Origin of the sequence: Bacillus sp. SIMBA_031 (assembly GCF_046535225.1) — a bacterium.
GTDB classification, from domain to species: domain Bacteria; phylum Bacillota; class Bacilli; order Bacillales; family Bacillaceae; genus Bacillus; species Bacillus velezensis.
The window spans coordinates 201405-221220 of record NZ_JAWRXC010000004.1 but is presented as its reverse complement, the minus strand read 5'-3'; the positions used below and the strand labels follow the sequence as shown (position 1 = coordinate 221220).

Annotated in this window: 17 protein-coding genes, 1 pseudogene and 3 riboswitches; of the genes and pseudogenes, 8 read left to right on the top strand and 10 right to left on the bottom strand. The window is 46.7% G+C overall.

What is annotated here, in order from left to right; all coding sequences use genetic code 11:
• Window positions 1-27 precede the first annotated feature (27 nt).
• Both SB724_RS13785 and SB724_RS13780 read right to left on the bottom strand, forming a co-directional pair.
• Entirely contained in the window at window positions 28-921 is an 894-nt protein-coding gene (locus tag SB724_RS13785; protein WP_410571558.1) for a PucR family transcriptional regulator, read from the bottom strand.
• A gap of 166 nt (window positions 922-1087) precedes the next feature.
• Window positions 1088-1924, bottom strand: a complete 837-nt coding sequence (locus tag SB724_RS13780; RefSeq protein WP_003150818.1) for a YitT family protein — start codon at window positions 1922-1924, stop codon at window positions 1088-1090.
• A gap of 65 nt (window positions 1925-1989) precedes the next feature.
• A riboswitch (guanidine-I (ykkC/yxkD leader) is annotated at window positions 1990-2091 on the bottom strand.
• Between the two features lie 347 nt (window positions 2092-2438).
• On the opposite strand from SB724_RS13780, the gene SB724_RS13775 reads away from it, so the two are divergent.
• The gene (locus SB724_RS13775; protein WP_119834765.1) at window positions 2439-2978 is read left to right on the top strand and encodes a DUF4352 domain-containing protein; all 540 of its coding nucleotides are present in this window, start codon (window positions 2439-2441) and stop codon (window positions 2976-2978) included.
• A 46-nt stretch (window positions 2979-3024) separates the two neighbouring features.
• On the opposite strand, the gene galE is transcribed toward SB724_RS13775, so the two are convergent.
• Entirely contained in the window at window positions 3025-4041 is a 1017-nt protein-coding gene (gene galE / locus SB724_RS13770) for a UDP-glucose 4-epimerase GalE (RefSeq protein WP_410571556.1), read from the bottom strand.
• Between the two features lie 210 nt (window positions 4042-4251).
• Here galE and pepT point away from each other — a divergent pair, with 210 nt between their 5' ends.
• The 4 genes from pepT (at window position 4252) to SB724_RS13750 (ending at window position 8193) form a co-directional block, all read left to right on the top strand.
• The gene (gene pepT, locus SB724_RS13765) at window positions 4252-5484 is read left to right on the top strand and encodes a peptidase T (RefSeq protein ID WP_025285494.1); all 1233 of its coding nucleotides are present in this window, start codon (window positions 4252-4254) and stop codon (window positions 5482-5484) included.
• Between the two features lie 576 nt (window positions 5485-6060).
• Entirely contained in the window at window positions 6061-6228 is a 168-nt protein-coding gene (locus tag SB724_RS13760; RefSeq protein WP_003150808.1) for a hypothetical protein, read from the top strand.
• A 102-nt stretch (window positions 6229-6330) separates the two neighbouring features.
• Window positions 6331-6807 (top strand): LURP-one-related/scramblase family protein, encoded by a 477-nt coding sequence (locus SB724_RS13755; RefSeq protein WP_012118790.1) that lies wholly within the window; start codon window positions 6331-6333, stop codon window positions 6805-6807.
• An 84-nt stretch (window positions 6808-6891) separates the two neighbouring features.
• Window positions 6892-6978: riboswitch (SAM riboswitch) on the top strand.
• A gap of 78 nt (window positions 6979-7056) precedes the next feature.
• Window positions 7057-8193 carry a 5-methyltetrahydropteroyltriglutamate--homocysteine S-methyltransferase gene (locus SB724_RS13750; RefSeq protein WP_265972630.1) on the top strand — a complete coding sequence of 379 codons (1137 nt, stop codon included), beginning with the start codon at window positions 7057-7059 and terminating at the stop codon, window positions 8191-8193.
• 35 nt (window positions 8194-8228) lie between these two features.
• Here the strand turns inward: SB724_RS13750 and SB724_RS13745 are convergent, their stop codons facing one another.
• Complete coding sequence (locus SB724_RS13745; protein ID WP_410571554.1) at window positions 8229-9110, bottom strand: methyltransferase domain-containing protein; 882 nt, start codon at window positions 9108-9110, stop codon at window positions 8229-8231.
• Window positions 9111-9472: 362 nt separating this feature from the next.
• A riboswitch (purine riboswitch) is annotated at window positions 9473-9573 on the top strand.
• Between the two features lie 135 nt (window positions 9574-9708).
• Between SB724_RS13745 and SB724_RS13740 the strand changes: the two genes are divergently transcribed.
• Window positions 9709-10902, top strand: coding sequence for a NupC/NupG family nucleoside CNT transporter (locus SB724_RS13740; RefSeq protein ID WP_014419242.1), 1194 nt, complete (start codon window positions 9709-9711; stop codon window positions 10900-10902).
• Window positions 10903-10947: 45 nt separating this feature from the next.
• On the opposite strand, the gene SB724_RS13735 is transcribed toward SB724_RS13740, so the two are convergent.
• The 3 genes from SB724_RS13735 to SB724_RS13725 all read right to left on the bottom strand — a co-directional run bounded on the left by SB724_RS13735 (window position 10948) and on the right by SB724_RS13725 (window position 14374).
• Window positions 10948-11622, bottom strand: coding sequence for a DUF3298 and DUF4163 domain-containing protein (locus tag SB724_RS13735; protein WP_265972627.1), 675 nt, complete (start codon window positions 11620-11622; stop codon window positions 10948-10950).
• A gap of 140 nt (window positions 11623-11762) precedes the next feature.
• A complete protein-coding gene (locus SB724_RS13730) occupies window positions 11763-12071 on the bottom strand; it encodes a hypothetical protein (RefSeq protein WP_015418528.1) in 309 nt (102 codons plus the stop codon).
• A gap of 251 nt (window positions 12072-12322) precedes the next feature.
• Window positions 12323-14374: a catalase gene (locus tag SB724_RS13725; protein ID WP_410571549.1), complete on the bottom strand. Its 2052-nt coding sequence runs from the start codon at window positions 14372-14374 to the stop codon at window positions 12323-12325.
• Between the two features lie 200 nt (window positions 14375-14574).
• Between SB724_RS13725 and citH the strand changes: the two genes are divergently transcribed.
• Window positions 14575-15855, top strand: a complete 1281-nt coding sequence (gene citH, locus SB724_RS13720) for a citrate transporter CitH (protein ID WP_014419246.1) — start codon at window positions 14575-14577, stop codon at window positions 15853-15855.
• A 41-nt stretch (window positions 15856-15896) separates the two neighbouring features.
• On the opposite strand, the gene bglS is transcribed toward citH, so the two are convergent.
• The gene (bglS, locus tag SB724_RS13715) at window positions 15897-16628 is read right to left on the bottom strand and encodes a beta-glucanase (RefSeq protein WP_032875626.1); all 732 of its coding nucleotides are present in this window, start codon (window positions 16626-16628) and stop codon (window positions 15897-15899) included.
• Window positions 16629-16845: 217 nt separating this feature from the next.
• A pseudogene (locus tag SB724_RS13710) lies at window positions 16846-16938 on the bottom strand (CAT RNA binding domain-containing protein); the annotation flags it as partial.
• Between the two features lie 155 nt (window positions 16939-17093).
• Here SB724_RS13710 and SB724_RS13705 point away from each other — a divergent pair.
• Window positions 17094-18344, top strand: coding sequence for an MFS transporter (locus SB724_RS13705; protein ID WP_410571595.1), 1251 nt, complete (start codon window positions 17094-17096; stop codon window positions 18342-18344).
• Between the two features lie 30 nt (window positions 18345-18374).
• Here the strand turns inward: SB724_RS13705 and SB724_RS13700 are convergent, their stop codons facing one another.
• Entirely contained in the window at window positions 18375-19814 is a 1440-nt protein-coding gene (locus SB724_RS13700; RefSeq protein ID WP_007407785.1) for a DEAD/DEAH box helicase, read from the bottom strand.
• Window positions 19815-19816 lie beyond the last annotated feature (2 nt).

Genomic DNA, 19816 nt, shown 5'->3' with positions numbered 1-19816 from the left:
TCCGCTGCCTTCGTGCACATTTCCCATTTAATGTGATTTTTCATACTGGAGGCAAATGAAATAAGCCAGCAGGGCGCCCCGATATGTCTTAATATCAATACCCGAGCGTTCCGCAAATTTATCAATCCGATATTGAAGACTGTTGCGGTGCAAATGCAGTTTTTTCGATGTGAGCGACATGTTCGAGTTATGTTCAATAAAAGTCTGAATCGTATGCTTCAGCTCCGGTTCTTTCTGAAACAGCAGCGCCGCCTCTTCGTGAAGCAAGGCTGAGAGCTTTTCTCTGCTTTCTTCCGTGAGCATGGCCGGAAATACCGTTTCCGCGGTCAGCGTGCTCAGCTGCGGGAGATGACGCCGGCCAATCTGACAATATTGCTGTTCTCTCCGATAATGATGGCGCAGACGTTCCCCCGCGCCGTAATACCTTCCGATGAAAAAACGGACACTGAAATAAAAATCGCCTTCGAGAATCTTCACAAAAGATGCGATGTCATCCGAATCTGGCGCTTCCAGCTTTTCTTCCTCCACAATCACACCTTGATCCCTTCCCGTCCGGACAACTGTATATGAAACCGGCCAGAAATGGCGCAGCGCTTCCGTAAATGCCTCCCAGTCCCGTTCTCCCAATAAGTCATAATGGATAAAACGGACACGAGGCTCCTTGACATCAGGCACCGGACCCTCTTCCAGCAGAAACCGCCGCCACCTCTTTGCTGCCGCCGTCTCCGGAAAAAAGTCGCCTTTTTCTTCAGCGGGCGTCAAAAATGATTCCAGAAGCAGTTTCTCCTTCGGGGTGATATCCTCCTTCGGAATGGCGACATAGACCCGCCTTTTCTCATCATAAAAGCAAAAGACATCCTCCGCCGTACAGCACGTATCAGACAACACAGCCCTCGGGTAAATTGCCAATAACGGGTTCATATGCGCTCCTCTCTATCGCTCTATCATATTTTCAGTATAAAACGTCCGGCCGATTGTATCCACTTCGTTTTAAGAAACAGCTTTCAGGCTATTTCCCGGGAAACGGATCATAACAGCTTCTGCCGGCATAAGAAAAAACCCTCCGCGCCGGCAGAGGGATCCTTTTTTATTTAGAGATATCGACGAAGCCTTCACCAAAGACGTCACGCACATCATGAACAATGACAAACGCTTTTGTATCACAGCTTTTAATAATTTTTTTGAGCATGGAAAGCTCTTGTTTCTGGATGACGATATATAAAATTTCCTTCGACTGCCCCGTGTAATTTCCTTTACCCGACAGCAGCGTAACCCCTCTGTCCATAAGCGTGTTGACCTGTTCAGCGATTTCGTGCTTATGCTCAGATATAATCGTCACCGCTTTTTTCGTATTCAGGCCTTCAATGATAAAGTCCATCACCTTCGTTCCGATGTACAGCATGACAATGGTAAACATCATTTTTTCCGCACCGATGATGAAATAAGAACTGAAGACGACAATCAGATCAAAGAACAAAAGCGCATAGCTGATATTCCAATCGAGATATTTGTTCGCAATCCTCGCCAAAATGGCAGAACCCGCAGTCGTGCCTCCGACTCGAATAATGATCCCGATTCCGACACCGGCAAACACACCCGCAAAAATAGTATTAATAATGAGTTCATGTGAAGGCGAGTGCCAATCATGCGTCAGATGCAGAAACAGTGAGTTGGCAACAACGGTAATGATCGTATAAAGCGTTGTTTTTCCGTCTAAAAATTTATATCCGATAATCAATAAGATCCCGTTCAAAATGATATTCGTCACCCCGGGCGACCATTCAAACACATAGTACAAGATCAGTGTGATTCCCGTTACCCCGCCCTCTCCAAGATCATTCGGAATGGCGAATAAATTAACGGCCAAAGCAAAGATAAAAGCCCCAATAATCAGCATCAGCACATCCAGCAATCTCTTTTTCATCCCAGACACTCCCTTTATATAAAATCAAAAAAACCCGGGAGAGCACTCTTCATTAAAAGAGCAGAAACTCCCGGGCTTTTATCCCAACGTGTCACAGCAGGAACCTGCTGTGTGTTTTCTCTCGGTCCAGACCAATTCAGCATTGCGGAACCCTAGAAAACCACTGTTTTTTATGTTCAGTTTTTGTATATCTTTCAAGATTATACGGGAAATCACGAACATGTTCAACCACTCTTTTTTTCATTAAACATATAAAAAATTCGAACGATCTGCCGATACTAAAAAAGCTCCTTAAAATACATGACTAAAAAATCATTAAAATACTTTTTTTCTCAAAATATCATTGACTATAGGTTATTTTACAGGCATTATAGTATGTAGTTTTCAAGAAATAGTTTACATAGGAGGAAATATTATGGCAGGCAACCTGGTGTCTTGTAAGGCATGCGGCAAAGAAATCGCTAAAGGCGTTAAAAAATGCCCAAACTGCGGTAAAGATCAGAGAAACTTTTTTATGAGACATAAAATTATCACATTGCTTCTGGCAGTAGTGGTTATTATCATTCTCGTAAACATCGGCGGCGGAGGCGGATCTTCATCATCTAAAACCGCGTCTTCAAAAGCTGCGGAATCCAAGGAAAAACTGTATAACATCGGTGACACTGTTAAGACTGAGAAAACTGAAGTGACTGTTACCAAAGTGGAAAAAAGAGATTCAGTAGGCTCTCAATTTGTCGAGAAAAAAGCGTCTGACGGCGGCGTTATCGTAGCTGTTCAATACACAGTTAAAAATGTTTCAAACAAGCCGTTAAGCTCTTTCTCCATTCCAAGAGCGAAATTAGTAGATTCTAAAGGAACATCCTATGATTCAGATATTGATGCTTCTTCAAGCTATGCAACAGAAACAAAAGTAGACAACAGTAAAATTTTAAGTGACTTGAACCCGAACATTAAAGTTACTGACGTAAAAGCTTTTGAAGTTGATAAAAACGCATACTCTAAAGGCACTTGGAAATTAAAGTTCAGCAACGATGTTGAAGTGAAAATTAAATAATGACCGTAATAAAAGAGACCTTCATCATTTGAAGGTCTCTTTCTTTTTACACCTTTTGGTACCCGTTCACATTGGAGGACTGCCACTTCCAAGAGTCGGCGCACATTTCTTCAAGCCCGCGCTTTGCTTCCCATCCTAATTCAGCCTTCGCTTTTGCCGGGTCTGCGAAGCATGCGGCGATGTCTCCCGGGCGCCGGGCGGCAAAACGGTACGGCACTTCTTTTCCTGATACTTTTTCAAACGTCTTGACCATCTCAAGAACGCTGTAGCCTCTTCCCGTGCCGAGATTATAGGCATCCGCGCCTGTTGTGTTCAGCACCTTCTCAAGCGCTCTGACGTGGCCCTCGGCAAGGTCAACGACATGGATGTAATCCCGCACGCCGGTGCCGTCCTTTGTCGGATAATCATTGCCGAACACCTGCAATTGCTCAAGCTTGCCGACAGCGACTTGTGCGACGTACGGCATTAAATTATTCGGAATGCCGTTCGGGTCTTCTCCGATCCGCCCGCTCGGGTGCGCGCCGAACGGATTAAAGTAACGGAGCAGCGCAATGCTCCATTCAGAGTCCGCTTTATGCAGATCGCGTAAAATCTGTTCCAGCATCAGCTTTGTCTGCCCGTAAGGATTGGTGGCGCTTAATGGAAAATCCTCAGTGATCGGCGTTGTTTCCGGAACGCCGTAAACCGTCGCTGAAGAACTGAAGACGATTTTTTTCACACCGTGTGCCTGCATGGCTTCACATAAAATAAACGTTCCCGTCAGATTATTATGATAATAACGGAGCGGAACAGCCACAGACTCACCGACAGCTTTTAATCCCGCAAAATGAATGACGGCTTCAATCTCATTTTCAGCAAACACCTGGTGAACGGCGTCACGGTCAAGGAGATCCGCTTCATAAAACACAAGCCCTTTTCCGGTAATGTCTTTCACACGCTCCAATGCTTCCGGTGAACTATTTGACAGATTATCCAGAACCACGATGTCATAGCCGCCGTTTAACAGCTCGACACATGTGTGGCTTCCGATATAACCCGCTCCGCCTGTCACTAAAATCGCCATGAAGAAAGCCTCCCCTATTGAATGAATTGACCATATTATATCGGTTTTTTCTTCCTCAATCATCCATTTCCAAAAAGTTTAATCGTTTAGTCATCGTTTCTTCATAATTTATTTTCATTCGCGTAAAACACAGAGCCCTCGATTCAAAACGGTTGCGAAATAGAAATCCCTCCCCCGCGCATGGTAAGATAAGACAAAGGAGATGACGGTATGAAAAATGAAATCATTGAACGCTTTACCTCTTATGTAAAAGTCGATACACAGTCTGACGAAAACAATGAAAACTGCCCTTCAACCCCCGGCCAGCTGACATTGGCCAACATGCTGGCAGATGAATTAAAGTCGATCGGCATGACAGACATCACAGTCGATGACAATGGGTACGTCATGGCGACTCTGCCGGCGAATACGGATAAAGACGTGCCGACTGTCGGTTTTCTGGCTCACGTGGACACCGCGACCGATTTTACCGGAAAAAATGTGAATCCTCAGATTATTGAGAGCTACGACGGACATGATATCGTTCTGAATGACAAACTCAATGTCGTCCTGTCGCCTGAGCAATTCCCGGAGCTCTCCCGCTATAAAGGCCAGACGCTGATCACAACAGACGGCACGACGCTGCTCGGAGCCGACAACAAAGCGGGCATTGCTGAAATCATGACGGCAATGGCGTACTTGATCAAACATCCGGACATCAAACACGGAACGATCCGGGTCGCGTTCACGCCTGATGAAGAAATCGGCAGAGGCCCTCACAAATTCGATGTCGGCCGCTTCAACGCCGCATTCGCCTACACGATAGACGGAGGCCCCCTCGGCGAACTGCAATATGAAAGCTTTAACGCAGCAGCCGCAAAGCTTACTTGTTACGGAAAAAGCGTCCACCCCGGAACGGCGAAAAACAAAATGGTCAACGCTTCAAAAATCGCGATGGAATTTCATCACGCGCTGCCGAAAGAAGAAGCGCCGGAATATACGGAAGGGTATGAAGGCTTCTATCATTTACTTTCCATGAACGGAGACGTTTCTGAAGCCGCCCTGTCGTACATCATCAGAGACTTTGACAGAGACCGCTTTGCAGAACGAAAAGAATATATGCAGAAAACCGCCGATGCGCTGGCGGCCAAATACGGCAACGAAAGCATCAAGCTTGAACTGCGTGATCAATATTACAACATGAGAGAAAAAATCGAACCGGTCAAAGAGATAGTCGATGTCGCCTATCAAGCCATGAAAAACCTCGACATCGAACCGATTATCGAACCGATCCGGGGCGGAACCGACGGATCACAGCTCTCTTACATGGGACTGCCGACACCGAACATTTTTACGGGCGGCCAAAACTTCCACGGAAAATATGAATACATTTCCGTCGATCATATGGAAAAGGCGGTAAACGTCATTGTTGAAATCGCCAGGCTCTTTGAAGAGCGCGCTTAAAACCAAAGCCCCCTGCTTTGGTTTTTTTCTTTCACATGAAACCTTTCCTTCTTTCTTTCCGTATATAAGGTATGAATTGGAAAGAAGGAGTGAAGACTATGGCAAGAGGGACTGTAGCGAAAGAATTGAAAAAAACCTTAAAAGACCCGCGTGTTCTGGAGACAAAATCAAACCCTTTTAAAAAACTGCGGAAAATGTTCAAACGATTTTTTTAAGATAACATCTCGTTTTCTTTAAAAAAATAAAGAAAGCGCTGTCAACTTGCAGTCATCTGTTAGAAGCAGTTATTTTGCATATCATAAGGTTTTTTAGGGTACTGAATAACACAAGGCAAACGAAAACACCGAAATAGTTATTTAGACACTTACAAAAAATAGTGAAAAAGTTATATAAACGATCATCATTCATCAGCCGATACAATCTATAGAACCACAACAAGAGCAAAATTTCTTCAACCCATAGTTATTTTTACGGAAAATGACGTTATTTTTTAAAAAAGTGACAATTGTTTGAATACTTTTCGTTTGTTTTTTCGTACAATAATAATACCAAAACTTTTTTTGGGAGGTATGTAAAATGATGCTACTTATTTTTGCTGCTTTGACAGGGTATCTTGTTTTCTCTTTCAGTAAGGACAACCGCCGGAAAACGCCAAAGACAAGCCCGCTGGTGACAGCTGCCGACACGAATAACATCATTGATTTAAATGCGATCCGTCAAAAACGCCGGATGCCGCTATCATAAAAACGACAGCTGCCGCAAAATCGGCAGCCTTTTTTTATGCACCCGGCCGATATGAAACCAACCGCCTCCTTTTTTCGTACAACATAAAAAAGGAGTTTTTTTATGTACCATTTTTACATCAAAGAGCGAATGTTTACGTTTAAGAATCGTTTTCAAGTGTTTCTTGAAAGCGGAAAAGAAGTTTACAATGTTGAAGGAAAGCTGTTTTCATTCGGTGATGAACTGAAGCTGACTGATTTGGACGGCCGCACGCTCGCCAGCGTCAATCAGAAACTGATGTCGCTCGTTCCCCGTTACGAAATTTCCGTCAGCGGCAAACCCGTCTGCCAAGTCATCAAGAAAGTCACGTTTTTCAAACCGAAATTTGAAATTTCCGGACTCGGCTGGGATCTTACCGGCGATGTGTGGGGCCGGAATTTTCAAGTGACAGACGGAAAATCAAACCGGATGACCGTCACCAAATCATGGATGAGCTGGGGCGATTCCTATCATTTGCAGATTGAAAAGGAAGAGGATATCGTTCTTTGTCTCGCGATCGCCATTGTGATAGATATGATTCTATTTGAGGGTGATAAATAAAAATATTTATCGAAATATATTGACAATATAAGATAATATACTAAGATTAAGAGTATTACAGTTTATTCTGAAAAATAGCATATTTCCTTATCAAGAGAGGTGGAGGGACTGGCCCTATGATACCCGGCAACCGCTGTTCAGCAGAATGGTGCTAAATCCTGAAGATAAGGTTGAGATTTGCGGACGCAAGCTCTTCCCTATCCGAGGGAAGAGTTTTTTTATATTTCATCAGGAAAGAAGGAATCGTTCATGTCACAGCAAAACACAGAACAACCATTGCATACGCTTCTAAGAAAAAACCCGCCGTTTCGCGCGGATCAAGTCGGAAGCCTGCTGCGGCCGGCGGCTGTGAAGCAAGCCCGCCTGCAAAGAGCGGCGGGTGAGATTTCGGCAGAACAGCTGCGCGAAATCGAAAACAAAGAAATCATCCGCAGCGTGAAAAAGCAGAAAGAAACCGGCCTCAATGTCGTGACTGACGGCGAATTCCGCCGGGCCTGGTGGCATTTTGATTTTCTCGAAAATTTAGACGGCGTTGAAGCGTTTACGCCTGAAAGCGGCATTCAGTTTCACAACGTACAGACGAAAGCACGCGGCATTAAAGTAACGGGAGATATTGATTTTTCTCAGCATCCGATGCTCGAAGATTATAAATTCCTGCACAGCATTGCCGGCGATGCTGTTCCGAAAATGACCATCCCAAGTCCGAATATGCTGTTTTTCCGCGGAAAATTGGAAAAAGCGTCTTACCAGAATGATTACAAACAATTTCAGCACGATGTGTCAAAGGCGTATAAAAAAGCAATTCAAGCTTTCTATGACGCCGGGTGCCGCTACCTTCAGCTCGATGACACCGCATGGGCCGTTTTCTTATCAGAAGCGGGGCTTCGTCAGATTGAAGCTTTCGGCACAACGCCGGATGAGCTGCGCAAGCTGTTTGCCGCATCCATTAATGACGCCATCAAGGACCGCCCTGACGATCTGAAGGTTACGATGCATATCTGCCGCGGCAACTTCCAATCCACATGGACGGCTGAAGGCGGCTATGATGCAGCGGCTGAAACGATTTTTGACGGGCTTGATCTTGACGGATTGTTCCTGGAATATGATGATTCCCGCTCCGGCGGCTTTGAACCGCTCCGTTATGTCAAACGCTCTGATCTTCAGCTTGTGCTTGGCTTGATTACGTCGAAACATGGCGAACTTGAAGACAAGGACTCGATTAAACGCCGGATTGAAGAAGCTTCACAATATGTCAGCCTGGACCAGCTTTGCCTCAGCCCGCAATGCGGATTCGCCTCCACTGAGGAAGGAAACCTGATCACAGAAGAACAGCAATGGGCGAAATTGCGCCATGTCGTCAACATTGCCGGTGAAGTCTGGAAATAAAAAAAAAGACACGCGATTAGCGTGTCTTTTCCGTTTTACAGCGGATCGGTTCCAATTAAAATATCGATATCTATCGTGACAGCAGCCTCTTTCCGGCTGATAAACCGCCGGATGCTGTCATCAGTACATTTCCATGTTAAGGGCGTCATTTTCACAAGCCGCTCGAGGTCAGGCTGCGCTAAGGTCTTCATGTAACACAGCCGTTTGCGCTCAAAGGTTTGAAAGCCCGCTTGGAATCGTCCGGCCGCAGAATCGGCGGTGTCTTTCCGCCGAGGGCTGTCTCCGAAGAAAAATTCCCTTACCTCCTTCAAATAATCACGCCGCGGCACCGCTTTAATGACTGTGCCGCCCTTTCGTAAAAGTCTGCTGCATTCCTTGTAATTCCAAGGTGATAAAACAGACATCACGACATCAAAACAGCTGTCGGCAAACGGCGCATCCGCCACATCAGCGACGGCAAAAACCAAATGATTCCCGAAGGCCTTTGCGGCATGCAGCACACCTTCTTTCGAGAGATCAATGCCGATTCCCGTCACGGAAAAAGCGGGCTGAAGCAATTTGCATACGGCGGCTAAATGAGAGCCTTCTCCGCATCCCGCATCCAATATCGCCGCCGGTTTTTGCGGAGGTTGAATATGGGTGATGATGGCGGCGATCTCCTTTTGAACCGGCCCAAAAAATTCCTGGCTGTCAAAAAGCTCGCGTCTCGCTTCGAACAGCTGCCTGTCATAGCGGGTTTTGACCGATTTATTGAGGAAATTCACATATCCTTGTTTTGATATATCAAATGTATGCCCCTGTCCGCAAATCAAGCTTCGGTATTGTGAGACCTCCATGGCCGACCGGCATAGCGGACACCTGAACACGGACTGGCATGATTGCAGTAATTCCGCGCGTTTTCTTTTTATAGACGTCAAAAAAACACCTCATTCATTCGTTATTCCGATGAAATGAAAAAGGCATAGACAAATAAACCTCGCCAAATTGGAAGGTTTAACCTATTTATCTATACCTCTCATTATCTGTAACGAATGAACTGGATGATCACGAAAATGACCCCTTTTCTGCCGTCTTTTGAAGGCTGTGTCCTCAGATCCATTTTATCAGCTGCATCCCGTCTTTACAATGAACCGGAACGGTTTTCGGGGGTATTTTATACCTTTATTATCCAATTACTTATACATATCCTTTATTTTCTTTATTTATAATATAAATTTATTATTTTGAAAATATCTAAAAAGGTTGATTTTCAAAAATTGAAACGATAAAATACTGCTATCTCATGTAATATCGTTATTCTTGTATATGATCAGTAATATGGTCTGATTGTTTCTACCTAGTGCCGTAAAAGACTAGACTACAAGAAAGTTTGCATAAATTTGAACGAGTGAAAAGCATATGACGCTGTCTATTCTTTTCTTTTGGCTCTTATTTATCACACTTTCTGGCTTTCAGGAATTTGTGACGAATAAGAGCTTTTTTTATTTCCATAATACCCTTATAGGAGTTGCTCACATGTACTTTTTATTGAACATTGTCGGTCTCATTGTTGTCATGGCTGTTGTTTTCTTATGCTCTCCCAACAAGAAGAAGATTAAATGGCGTCCGATTGTCATGCTCCTCGTCTTTGAGTTTCTGATTACTTGGTTTATGTTAGGGACAAAAGTCGGCGGCTTTGTCATCGGGAAGATCGGCGCGTTCTTTACATGGCTGATTTCCTGCGCCAGTCAAGGGATTGCGTTCGCTTTTCCGTCTGTTATGGCCAATCCGACGGTTGATTTTTTCTTCAGCGCATTGCTGCCGATTATCTTCGTCGTGACCTTCTTTGATATGCTGTCGTATTTCGGTATTCTGCCGTGGCTCATTGATAAAATCGGCTGGCTGATTTCTAAAATATCCCGTCTGCCGAAGCTGGAGAGCTTTTTCTCCATCCAGATGATGTTTTTAGGAAATACGGAAGCTTTAGCCGTCATCCGCCAGCAGCTTGCCGCCGTCAGCAACAATCGGCTTTTGACATTCGGGCTGATGAGCATGAGCAGCATCAGCGGCTCGATCATCGGATCGTACTTGACGATGGTTCCGTCCACTTATGTGTTTACAGCCATCCCGCTGAATTGCTTAAACGCGCTTTTAATCGCCAATATGCTGAATCCCGTGGACGTTTCTAAAGAGGATGATATTATATACGTTCCTTCAAAAGCGGAGAAAAAAGACTTCTTCTCCACGATTTCTAACAGTATGCTTGTCGGCATGAACATGGTCATTGTCATTTTAGCGATGGTGATCGGATATGTGGCGTTAACGGCCGCGTTAAACGGCGTACTCGGACTGTTCATGCACGGTTTGACCATTCAAAAGATTTTCTCATACATCTTCAGTCCGTTTGCCTTCCTTCTCGGATTAGGCGGACATGACGCGATGTATGTCGCACAGCTGATGGGCATCAAGCTCGCGACAAATGAATTTGTGGCAATGGCCGATCTGAAAGGGCAGCTGAATTCACTTCCGCCGCACACGATTGCCGTGGCTACGACATTCCTGACATCATTCGCAAACTTCAGCACCATCGGTATGATCTACGGATCTTATCAATCTCTGCTTGATGGTGAAAAATCAGCCATCATCGGAAAAAACGTCTGGAAGCTGCTTGTCAGCGGGATTGCCGTTTCCTTATTGAGCGCGGCGATTGTCGGATTGTTTGTCTGGTAAAAGAAAAAAGCGATACCGCTCCGTTTTGGAGTGATATCGCTTTTTTTATTGATAGACGGATGCAGGTACGAAAACGTCCCGGATTCCTGCCGCGTACGGTCCGAGATCATATTGTCCGAACACAACGGCAATGCCGTTTTTCGTAAAGAAGAAAGGTCTTTCGTTATTCAGGATGATCTCTTGTTTTTTGACGTCCTGATCGAACAGATTATCATGTTTCTTGATGTAGCCGTAAAGATAGTCTCTCGTATTGTTAGCTTTCGTTTTTGTATTCAGCACATTATCGAGTGTGACCCGTTTTTTTGCGGCCAAGTCGTAATTAAAGGTCTGAACGGATGTCAGCCCGTGTGCGCCGCCTGTGTAACTGTAGTCTTCCGTCTGAATGCTGAGCTTGCCGTCTTGATTATACTTCACCTTGAAATCTGCCTGGTATTCCGCTTTGTAGCCTTGTTTCTCACCGTCTTTTTTGTTTTTTACATATTCTTGGTACGAGTTTTCAATATAGCGCTTGAAGTCCTGATTGAATTTCTTTTCAAAAGATGCGTTTCCCGTATTTGTGACCTCGGGGTATGTCAGCTGCTTTACATGCTTATACGTATGGCTTTTGACAACGGGCTTTGCGGTTTGCGCGGCTTCGGCTGAAGGCGTGAAACCTCCGAACGGCGCGGCTGTCAGCACGGTTAAGAGCACGGCCGCCATCATTTTGAATGCCTTTTTCATCACAACTCCTCCTTTTCATTACCGTTCCCTTTTTGAAAACGGGTTACACTCTATAGACAGCGCAGATCAGCAAATTGTTTCTGGGCCTTCTTTCACATTTTCTCCATGAAAAAAAGAGACATGGAAAATCCACGCCTCTTTTACCGTGAAGGTCTTTGCGCAATGGCTTCATAAACGGCTTCCGCCAAATCGGAGTTGCCGAACATCTCCAAAACGCCGATAACGGTTTGATCAGGAATCGGTTCTGATTCCTCCTTCGGCACGACAAGTTCTTCAGCCGTTTTTCGCAGCTCTTCGTTTAAAGGCTGTCCGGGGTAAGCCTTGCTGTAAATGGCCATCGGATCAAGGTCATGATTGACGCACCATTGGGCAAACACCAAAATCATCATGTTTTCGTCACGCCGGTAATATTCTTCAAGTTGTTTTTCGGTAAACGGCTTCACTATCATTCGCTCCTCCAGAAAATCTACCCCTAAGATACACAAACACAGAGCGGAAGTAAACCAAAGAGGGTGAAACATATTATTTCATCAACCCGCCTGCTTTAAATGGCGCATGCCCTGACTCTCTAAAACTGTTGTCTGAATGTCCCGGACAGCGGAAGGTACGGATTTGCACGGAAGCAATTTTCGTTTTCTCCTCAGATATTTCACTTTCACAAGAAAAAAGCGCCCCCTTCATAAAAGGCGCTTTTTCATTCTTATATGTTTCTGTCCCAATGCCGATGCTCAGCCACGGCTTTCAGAAATTGTTCGCAGTTTCCGTCCGGAACAAGACCGGGGCCGCTTTCGGTTCCGGCGGCGAGGGCGAGAAGTTCTTTTCCTTCACCGGAGGCGCCGATCGCCTTGTAATGGCTGAAAGCTTCGTTGACGAAGTCTCTGGCCGATTTTTGGACTTTGAGGCTGTCTGTGCTTTGTTTTCCGCCCGGAATGAAAACAGCGTCGTACAGGACGGAATCCACTGTCAGGAAAGTGGCTGACGCTTCCAGCTCCGTACCGTTTTCTCCCTTGACGGTTCCCAGCGCGGGGCTGATGATATCGGCTCTGACTCCCGCCTGTTTGCATACGTCAAGCACTTGTTTGACTTTCTCATCAGAAAATCCGTGATCGGTTAAAACCGCAACCTGCCTTGTCGCTGCCGTTTTCACCGTGTTTTCCTGGCTTAAGGCCGGGGAAGTGAACGTTTCATCGGATTCACGATCCTTCGGCGGCGGGTTCACGCCGATTCCTTTCGCAACACGCTCGGCAAGCCCGGCGTCGACGTGACTGAAGACATCAACCACCTGCTGCTGCACATCCTTGCTGTTCACTTTTCCGACCTCAAAACAGAACGCGGAGATGATATGTTCTTTCTCGGCGGGAGACATGCTGTTCCAGAACATCTTGGCCTGAGAAAAATAGTCATTGAAGCTCTCACTGCGCTGGCGGATTTTTCTGCCTTCTACTTTTTCCTGGTAATGAACGTATCCGCCTTCTTCTTCTGAGGCCGGCGACGGATCATTGTTCTGCAGAGAATTTTTATGATAGGCGACGGGACCCTTATTAATCGTCATCCGATGGTAGCCGTCGTATTGGTTGTTATGGAACGGGCAGACCGGCCGGTTGATCGGAATCTCGTGAAAATTCGGCCCGCCAAGACGGATGAGCTGTGTATCCGTATAAGAGAAAAGCCGGCCTTGAAGAAGCGGGTCATTGGTAAAATCGATGCCCGGCACGACATTTCCCGGGTGAAAGGCGACCTGTTCCGTTTCCGCAAAGACATTGTCCTGATTGCGGTCGAGGGTCATTTTTCCGATCAGCTTGACGGGAACCAACTCCTCCGGCCACAGTTTTGTCGGATCAAGGATATCAAAATCAAATTTGAACTCGTCTTCTTCGTCTATCATCTGAACACCGAGCTCATACTCGACTTTGCCGCCGTTTTCAATCGTTTCCCACAGGTCGCGGCGGTTGAAATCGGGATCTTTCCCGGCAATTTTCTGCGCTTCATCCCATACGAGGGAATGAACGCCGAGCACGGGTTTCCAGTGGAATTTTACAAAGCGCGCTTTTCCTTTCTCGTTGACGAAACGGAACGTATGCACGCCGAAGCCCTCCATCATCCGATAGCTTCGCGGGATGCCGCGGTCAGACATCGTCCACATGACCATGTGCGCGGATTCAGGATTGTTTGCGACAAAATCCCAGAACGTATCATGAGCCGTCGCGGCCTGCGGCATTTCATTGTGCGGTTCCGGTTTTATGGCGTGAACGAGATCCGGGAATTTGATCGCGTCCTGAATGAAGAACACCGGAATATTGTTTCCGACGAGGTCATAGTTCCCTTCTTCAGTATAAAACTTCGTCGCAAATCCCCTGGCGTCACGGACAGTGTCGGCTGACCCCTTGGAGCCCGCCACTGTTGAGAAACGGACGAAAACAGGCGTTTTGACGGACGGGTCCTGCAAAAATTTCGCCCGTGTATATTCCGTCATCGGTTCGTACACCTGAAAATGCCCATGAACGCCGTACCCGCGCGCATGAACGACCCGTTCCGGAATCCGCTCATGGTCAAAGTGCGTCATTTTTTCACGAAAATGAAAATCCTCCATCAGCGTGGGGCCGCGGACGCCCGCTTTTAAAGAATGCTCATCCTCAGACACGCGAAGCCCCTGATTGGTCGTCATTTTTTTGCCGCTGTTATCAGACCGGTACTGCTCCAGCTGTTCGTCCTTTGAGTGTTCATTTACTCGTTTGTTTTGATCATCACTCATGTCAGTTCCCCCTTTTAAAACGAAACATTCTACAGCACATTTACCCGCGGCGTTCTTCATATAAACTGCTGATCCGCTCATTAGGATTTTAGGTCTGTATTTACATATGCGATCATACACATTTTGAAATAAGCCATTTTCACAGAAATAAATTGTGAAAGCGCTTACTAATACAGATGTTGAACAGGGGAGGTCATATCGTGCTTGCCATACTCGGTTTTGTGATGATGATTGTCTTTATGTACCTTATTATGTCTAACCGGCTTTCCGCTCTTATTGCTTTGATTGTCGTTCCTGTTGTGTTTGCCCTGATCAGCGGATTTGGCAAAGATCTCGGCGAGATGATGATTCAAGGCGTTACAGACCTCGCTCCTACCGGGATTATGCTGTTATTCGCCATCCTGTATTTCGGCATTATGATTGACTCAGGTCTGTTTGATCCCCTCATTGCCAAAATCCTATCGCTTGTCAAAGGGGACCCGTTAAAAATCGCCATCGGCACAGCGGTTCTGACGATGACCATTTCGCTGGACGGTGATGGGACAACAACGTACATGATTACGATTGCGGCAATGCTGCCCCTTTACAAACGGCTCGGCATGAACCGTTTGGTGCTGGCGGGAATTGCGATGCTCGGTTCGGGGGTCATGAATATTATTCCGTGGGGCGGGCCGACGGCGAGGGTTTTGGCTTCCTTGAAATTGGACACGTCGGAAGTCTTTACGCCGCTGATTCCCGCTATGATCGCCGGCGTTCTCTGGGTGATCGCCGTTGCTTATCTCCTCGGAAAAAAAGAACGGAAGCGGCTCGGCATCATTTCGATTGAACACGCACCGTCCTCTGATCCGGAGGCAGCGCCGCTGAAGCGTCCGGCTCTCCAATGGTTCAACCTGCTGCTGACTGTCGCCCTGATGGCCGCGCTGATCACCAGCCTGCTTCCCATCCCTGTTCTTTTTATGATCGCGTTCGCCATCGCCTTGATGGTCAACTATCCAAATGTCAAAGAGCAGCAAAAACGGATTTCAGCGCATGCGGGTAATGCGTTAAACGTTGTCTCAATGGTGTTTGCGGCAGGCATATTTACAGGCATTCTCTCAGGCACAAAAATGGTCGATGCGATGGCGCATTCTCTCGTATCCCTCATCCCTGATGCCATGGGCCCGCATCTGCCGTTGATCACTGCGATTGCCAGCATGCCTTTCACCTTTTTCATGTCGAATGACGCCTTTTACTTCGGTGTCCTTCCCATCATTGCCGAAGCCGCTTCCGCTTACGGAATAGACGCCGCTGAAATCGGAAGAGCCTCCTTGCTGGGCCAGCCGGTGCATCTGCTCAGCCCGCTTGTGCCATCCACCTATCTATTGGTCGGAATGGCGGGTGTCAGCTTTGGCGACCATCAAAAATTCACTATTAAATGGGCCGTGGGAACAACGATTGTGATGACGATTGCGGCGCTTTTGATTGGAATTATTTCGTTTTAATTAAAAAAGGATTTCCGCTGGCGGAAATCCTTTTCTGTACATTATTTTTTTGTATAGCGCACCCAGTCATAATGAGCGTATAGCGGATTTACACCATTGTAGGAACCGAGCCAGTCATCGACACCTATCCCATTCCATAAGTTCATCATGATTTTTCCCGGTGTTGTCGGGATTTGGCTTGTCGCAGTATGTTTTAATTGCCCATCGACATACCATTTAATAGAGTTTGGCTGCCAATCGAACGCATACGTATGATAGGCATTGGCCGCATCAAATCCGAGATCCGCGACCTTCTCATGATTTCCCTTTCCATTTGTATAATAATTAAATTGAACCTTTGTCGTGTCTTTTCCTAAAAATTCGATATCAATCTCATCCCAAGGAGTACCATCCGTTGGACCTGTATAAGTGAAGAACGATGAAACGATCCCTGTGTTTTTAGCCGGCTTCATTCTGACTTCATAAAGTCCATAGCCATAGGTTTGAGCGGAGCGGTTCTCCCCGCAGTCAAACTTGTTATAAGACGGGCTTGTCAGCGCCAAACGCATTTCACCTGATGACGTCACGGACACATTATTTGCACGCCACGTGCAGTTGAACATATCTCCATTGGAGTAACCATTTGCTTTTTGCCATAATCCAGAGTTATAGCTGTTAAAAGGTTCAAAAAACGATCCGCCTGTTTGAGCTGATGCAGTAGAAGTGATCGCACACAAACTCAAAAACAATCCAGTGACAAGAAGCAGCAGCACTCGTTTCATACGATAAAACATGTCGGCATTCCCCTTTCTTTGAAAGCGATTTCTTTATCGATCATACATGATTCTGTAAAAGGGAACATCAGTCAGAATAATGATAAAAACGAAACTTAAAAAGACCTAAATTACCATCAGCACAAACAGAGATGATCCGCGCTCATTGTAATTTAGGTTTTGCCTGCCTTAACCAAGTCATATGTGAATGTAAGACAAAATAAATACAAGGAAACTAAAATGGAATGCCCCGGCCCATGATGACCAATTCCTGATTGCCTTCTTTGAGCACACTGACGACATTATTACTAATGACTTTCGCAATCTTCAATTCTGTCTCCCTCCCGCCTGACCATTTACCTGCTACACCTTTGAACTAGTTCAATATCTCCAGGTCAATCAGAAAACGCCGTTCAGAAATCTTTGTCCAACGATGCGGATGAGGCGCATATAATGCAGAGAACCGGTTTTTGGGAAGGAGCGTGTGTGATGAAACGGTTTTCGAAAGAAGAAAGCAGCTGGATGCTGTATGATTGGGCCAATTCAGCTTATTCGGTCATTATTATGACGGCTGTTTTCCCCTTGTTTTTTAAAGCCGCGGCGGCGGAAAACGGTGTCAGCGCGGCTGATTCTACCGCTTATTTGGGCTATACGATTGCCGCCGCGACTTTTATTTTGGCGATGCTCGGCCCCGTCTTAGGAACGATTGCCGACTACAAAGGATGCAAGAAACGGTTTTTTGCCTTCTTTCTTCTGATCGGTGTGGCGGGCACAGCCGCGCTGGCTTTGATTCCCGGCGAATCTTGGATGCTGTTATTAATTTGTTATACGATTTCCACGATCGGCTTTGCCGGGTCTAATGTGTTTTATGATGCGTTTCTCGTTGATGTGGCCGCAAAGGAGCGGATGAATATGGTGTCCGCCAGGGGATTTGGACTGGGCTATATCGGCAGCACGATCCCTTTTCTCCTCAGCATTGCCGTGATTCTTTCAGCACAAGCGGAGGTGATTCCGCTGTCCGCCCAGGCTGCCGGCCGCATTGCCTTTTTGATTACGGCGGCATGGTGGGGGCTGTTTTCGATCCCGCTCCTTCTCCGCGTCCGCCAGCGCTATTATATCGAGAGGGAGCCGCGGCTTGTACTCAGCAGTTTTATACGGCTGGCCGGCACGCTGAAGCAGATCAGGAAGCATCGGGCGCTGTTTTTGTTTCTGCTCGCCTATTTCTTCTACATCGACGGGGTCGGCACCATCATTACGATGTCCACGTCCTACGGGGCTGACCTCGGCATCAGCGCGGCAAATCTGCTGATTGTTTTATTTGTCACTCAGGTCGTCGCCGCGCCTTTTTCGATTTTGTACGGACGGCTGGCCGAACGATTTAAAGGAAAAACGATGCTTTATGCCGGAATCGGCGTGTATATGATTGTCTGCACGTATGCTTATTTTATGGATTCCGCTTTTGATTTCTGGGTCTTGGCTATGCTTGTCGCCACTTCCCAAGGAGGCATTCAGGCGCTGAGCCGCTCTTACTTTGCCAAGCTTGTCCCCAAACAGAACGCCAATGAGTTTTTCGGCTTTTATAATATTTTCGGCAAGTTCGCTTCGATTATCGGCCCGCTTTTGATTGCCGTGACCGCCCAGCTGACCGGAAATTCGTCAGCCGCCGTGTTCAGCCTGATTTTGTTATTTGTGATCGGGATAGGCATCCTTGCGTTTGTGCCTGAGGAGACGGCGTAAAAAAAGCCTGCGCGCGGCAGGCTTTCTTTTTTATTTCTTGGCTTTATGGACTTTCAGTTTTTTGCCTTTGACCGTCGTATTTTTCATGATGTCAAGAACGTGCGGGCCTTTACCGTTCAGAATCTCTACGTACGATGCGTTGTCCAGAATCGTGATAATCCCGATATCATCGGCTGAAACGCCGTCGATTTTCGCAATCGTTCCGACAAAATCGACCGCTCTGAGTTTTTTCTTTTTCCCGCCGTTAAAGTACAGCTTCATGATGTCTTTGTTTAACTGTTCGCTTTTGTCTGTTTTGACATCGGGGCGGGCGTTCAATTTTTCCGCAAAAGCTGCTTTCCGTTCCGCTGTTTCTTTCTCAGACGGCGCCTCCCGCTTCTGGATGCGGAAACCGATATATGTCTCAATGTCATTCAGAAACCGCGATTCAGAAGGCGTCACAAACGTAACGGCCCGTCCGCGGTGTCCGGCGCGGCCCGTTCTGCCGGTGCGGTGCACATAGCTTTCTTTTTCAAGCGGAATATCATAATTGATGACGAGGCTGATGTTTTCAATATCAATTCCTCTGGCGGCAACGTCGGTCGCAATGAGATAGCGGAACTCGCCGCGTTTGAATTCATTCATGACGTCAAAGCGGTCTTCCTGCACCATGCCGCCGTGAATTTTATCGCAAGGATAGCCCAGCCTGTCCAGCTCATCGGTTAACTGGATGACCCTTTCTTTTGTCCGGCAGAATATGATGCAGCTGTCCGGGTTTTCGGTGATCAGGACATCACGCAGCAAAGATGTTTTGTCCTCTTCTTCTGTTCTGGTGACAAAATGCTCAATGTCTTTTGTCGTCAGGCCTTCCGCTTTTACTTCAATCAATTCAGGGTCTTTCATATATGTGCGGCTCAGCTTCTCGACGTCATCCGGCAGCGTCGCTGAAAACAGCATGGTGACTCTGTTTTTCGGCAGATGCTGAATGATGGCTTCCACCTGTTCAATAAATCCCATATTCAGCATTTCATCCGCTTCGTCAATCACTACATACGCCAGCCGTTCAAGCGGCAGCGTCCCTTTCTCTATATGATCAAGCACACGCCCCGGCGTTCCGGCAACGACGTGGCTTTTTTGCTTCAGTTCGGTTTTCTGTTTGTCAAAAGACGCTTTTCCGAAAACCGCCGTGGCTTTTATCCGTTTGAAACGGCCGATATTCGTGATATCTTCTTTAATCTGCGCCGCAAGCTCGCGGGTCGGCGTTAAAATCAGCGCCTGCGGTTTGTTTTCCTCCCATTCCGCAAGCTCACAGATCGGAATGCCGAAAGCCGCGGTTTTGCCGCTGCCCGTCTGTGATTTGACGACGAGGTCTTTTTTTTGCAGCGCGGCGGGGATGACGCGCCGCTGCACTTCAGTCGGCTCGGTGTATTGCAAGCCATTCAGCGCCCGTCGGATTTCGGGGCTGATCGCATATTCATTAAACTCATTCATGA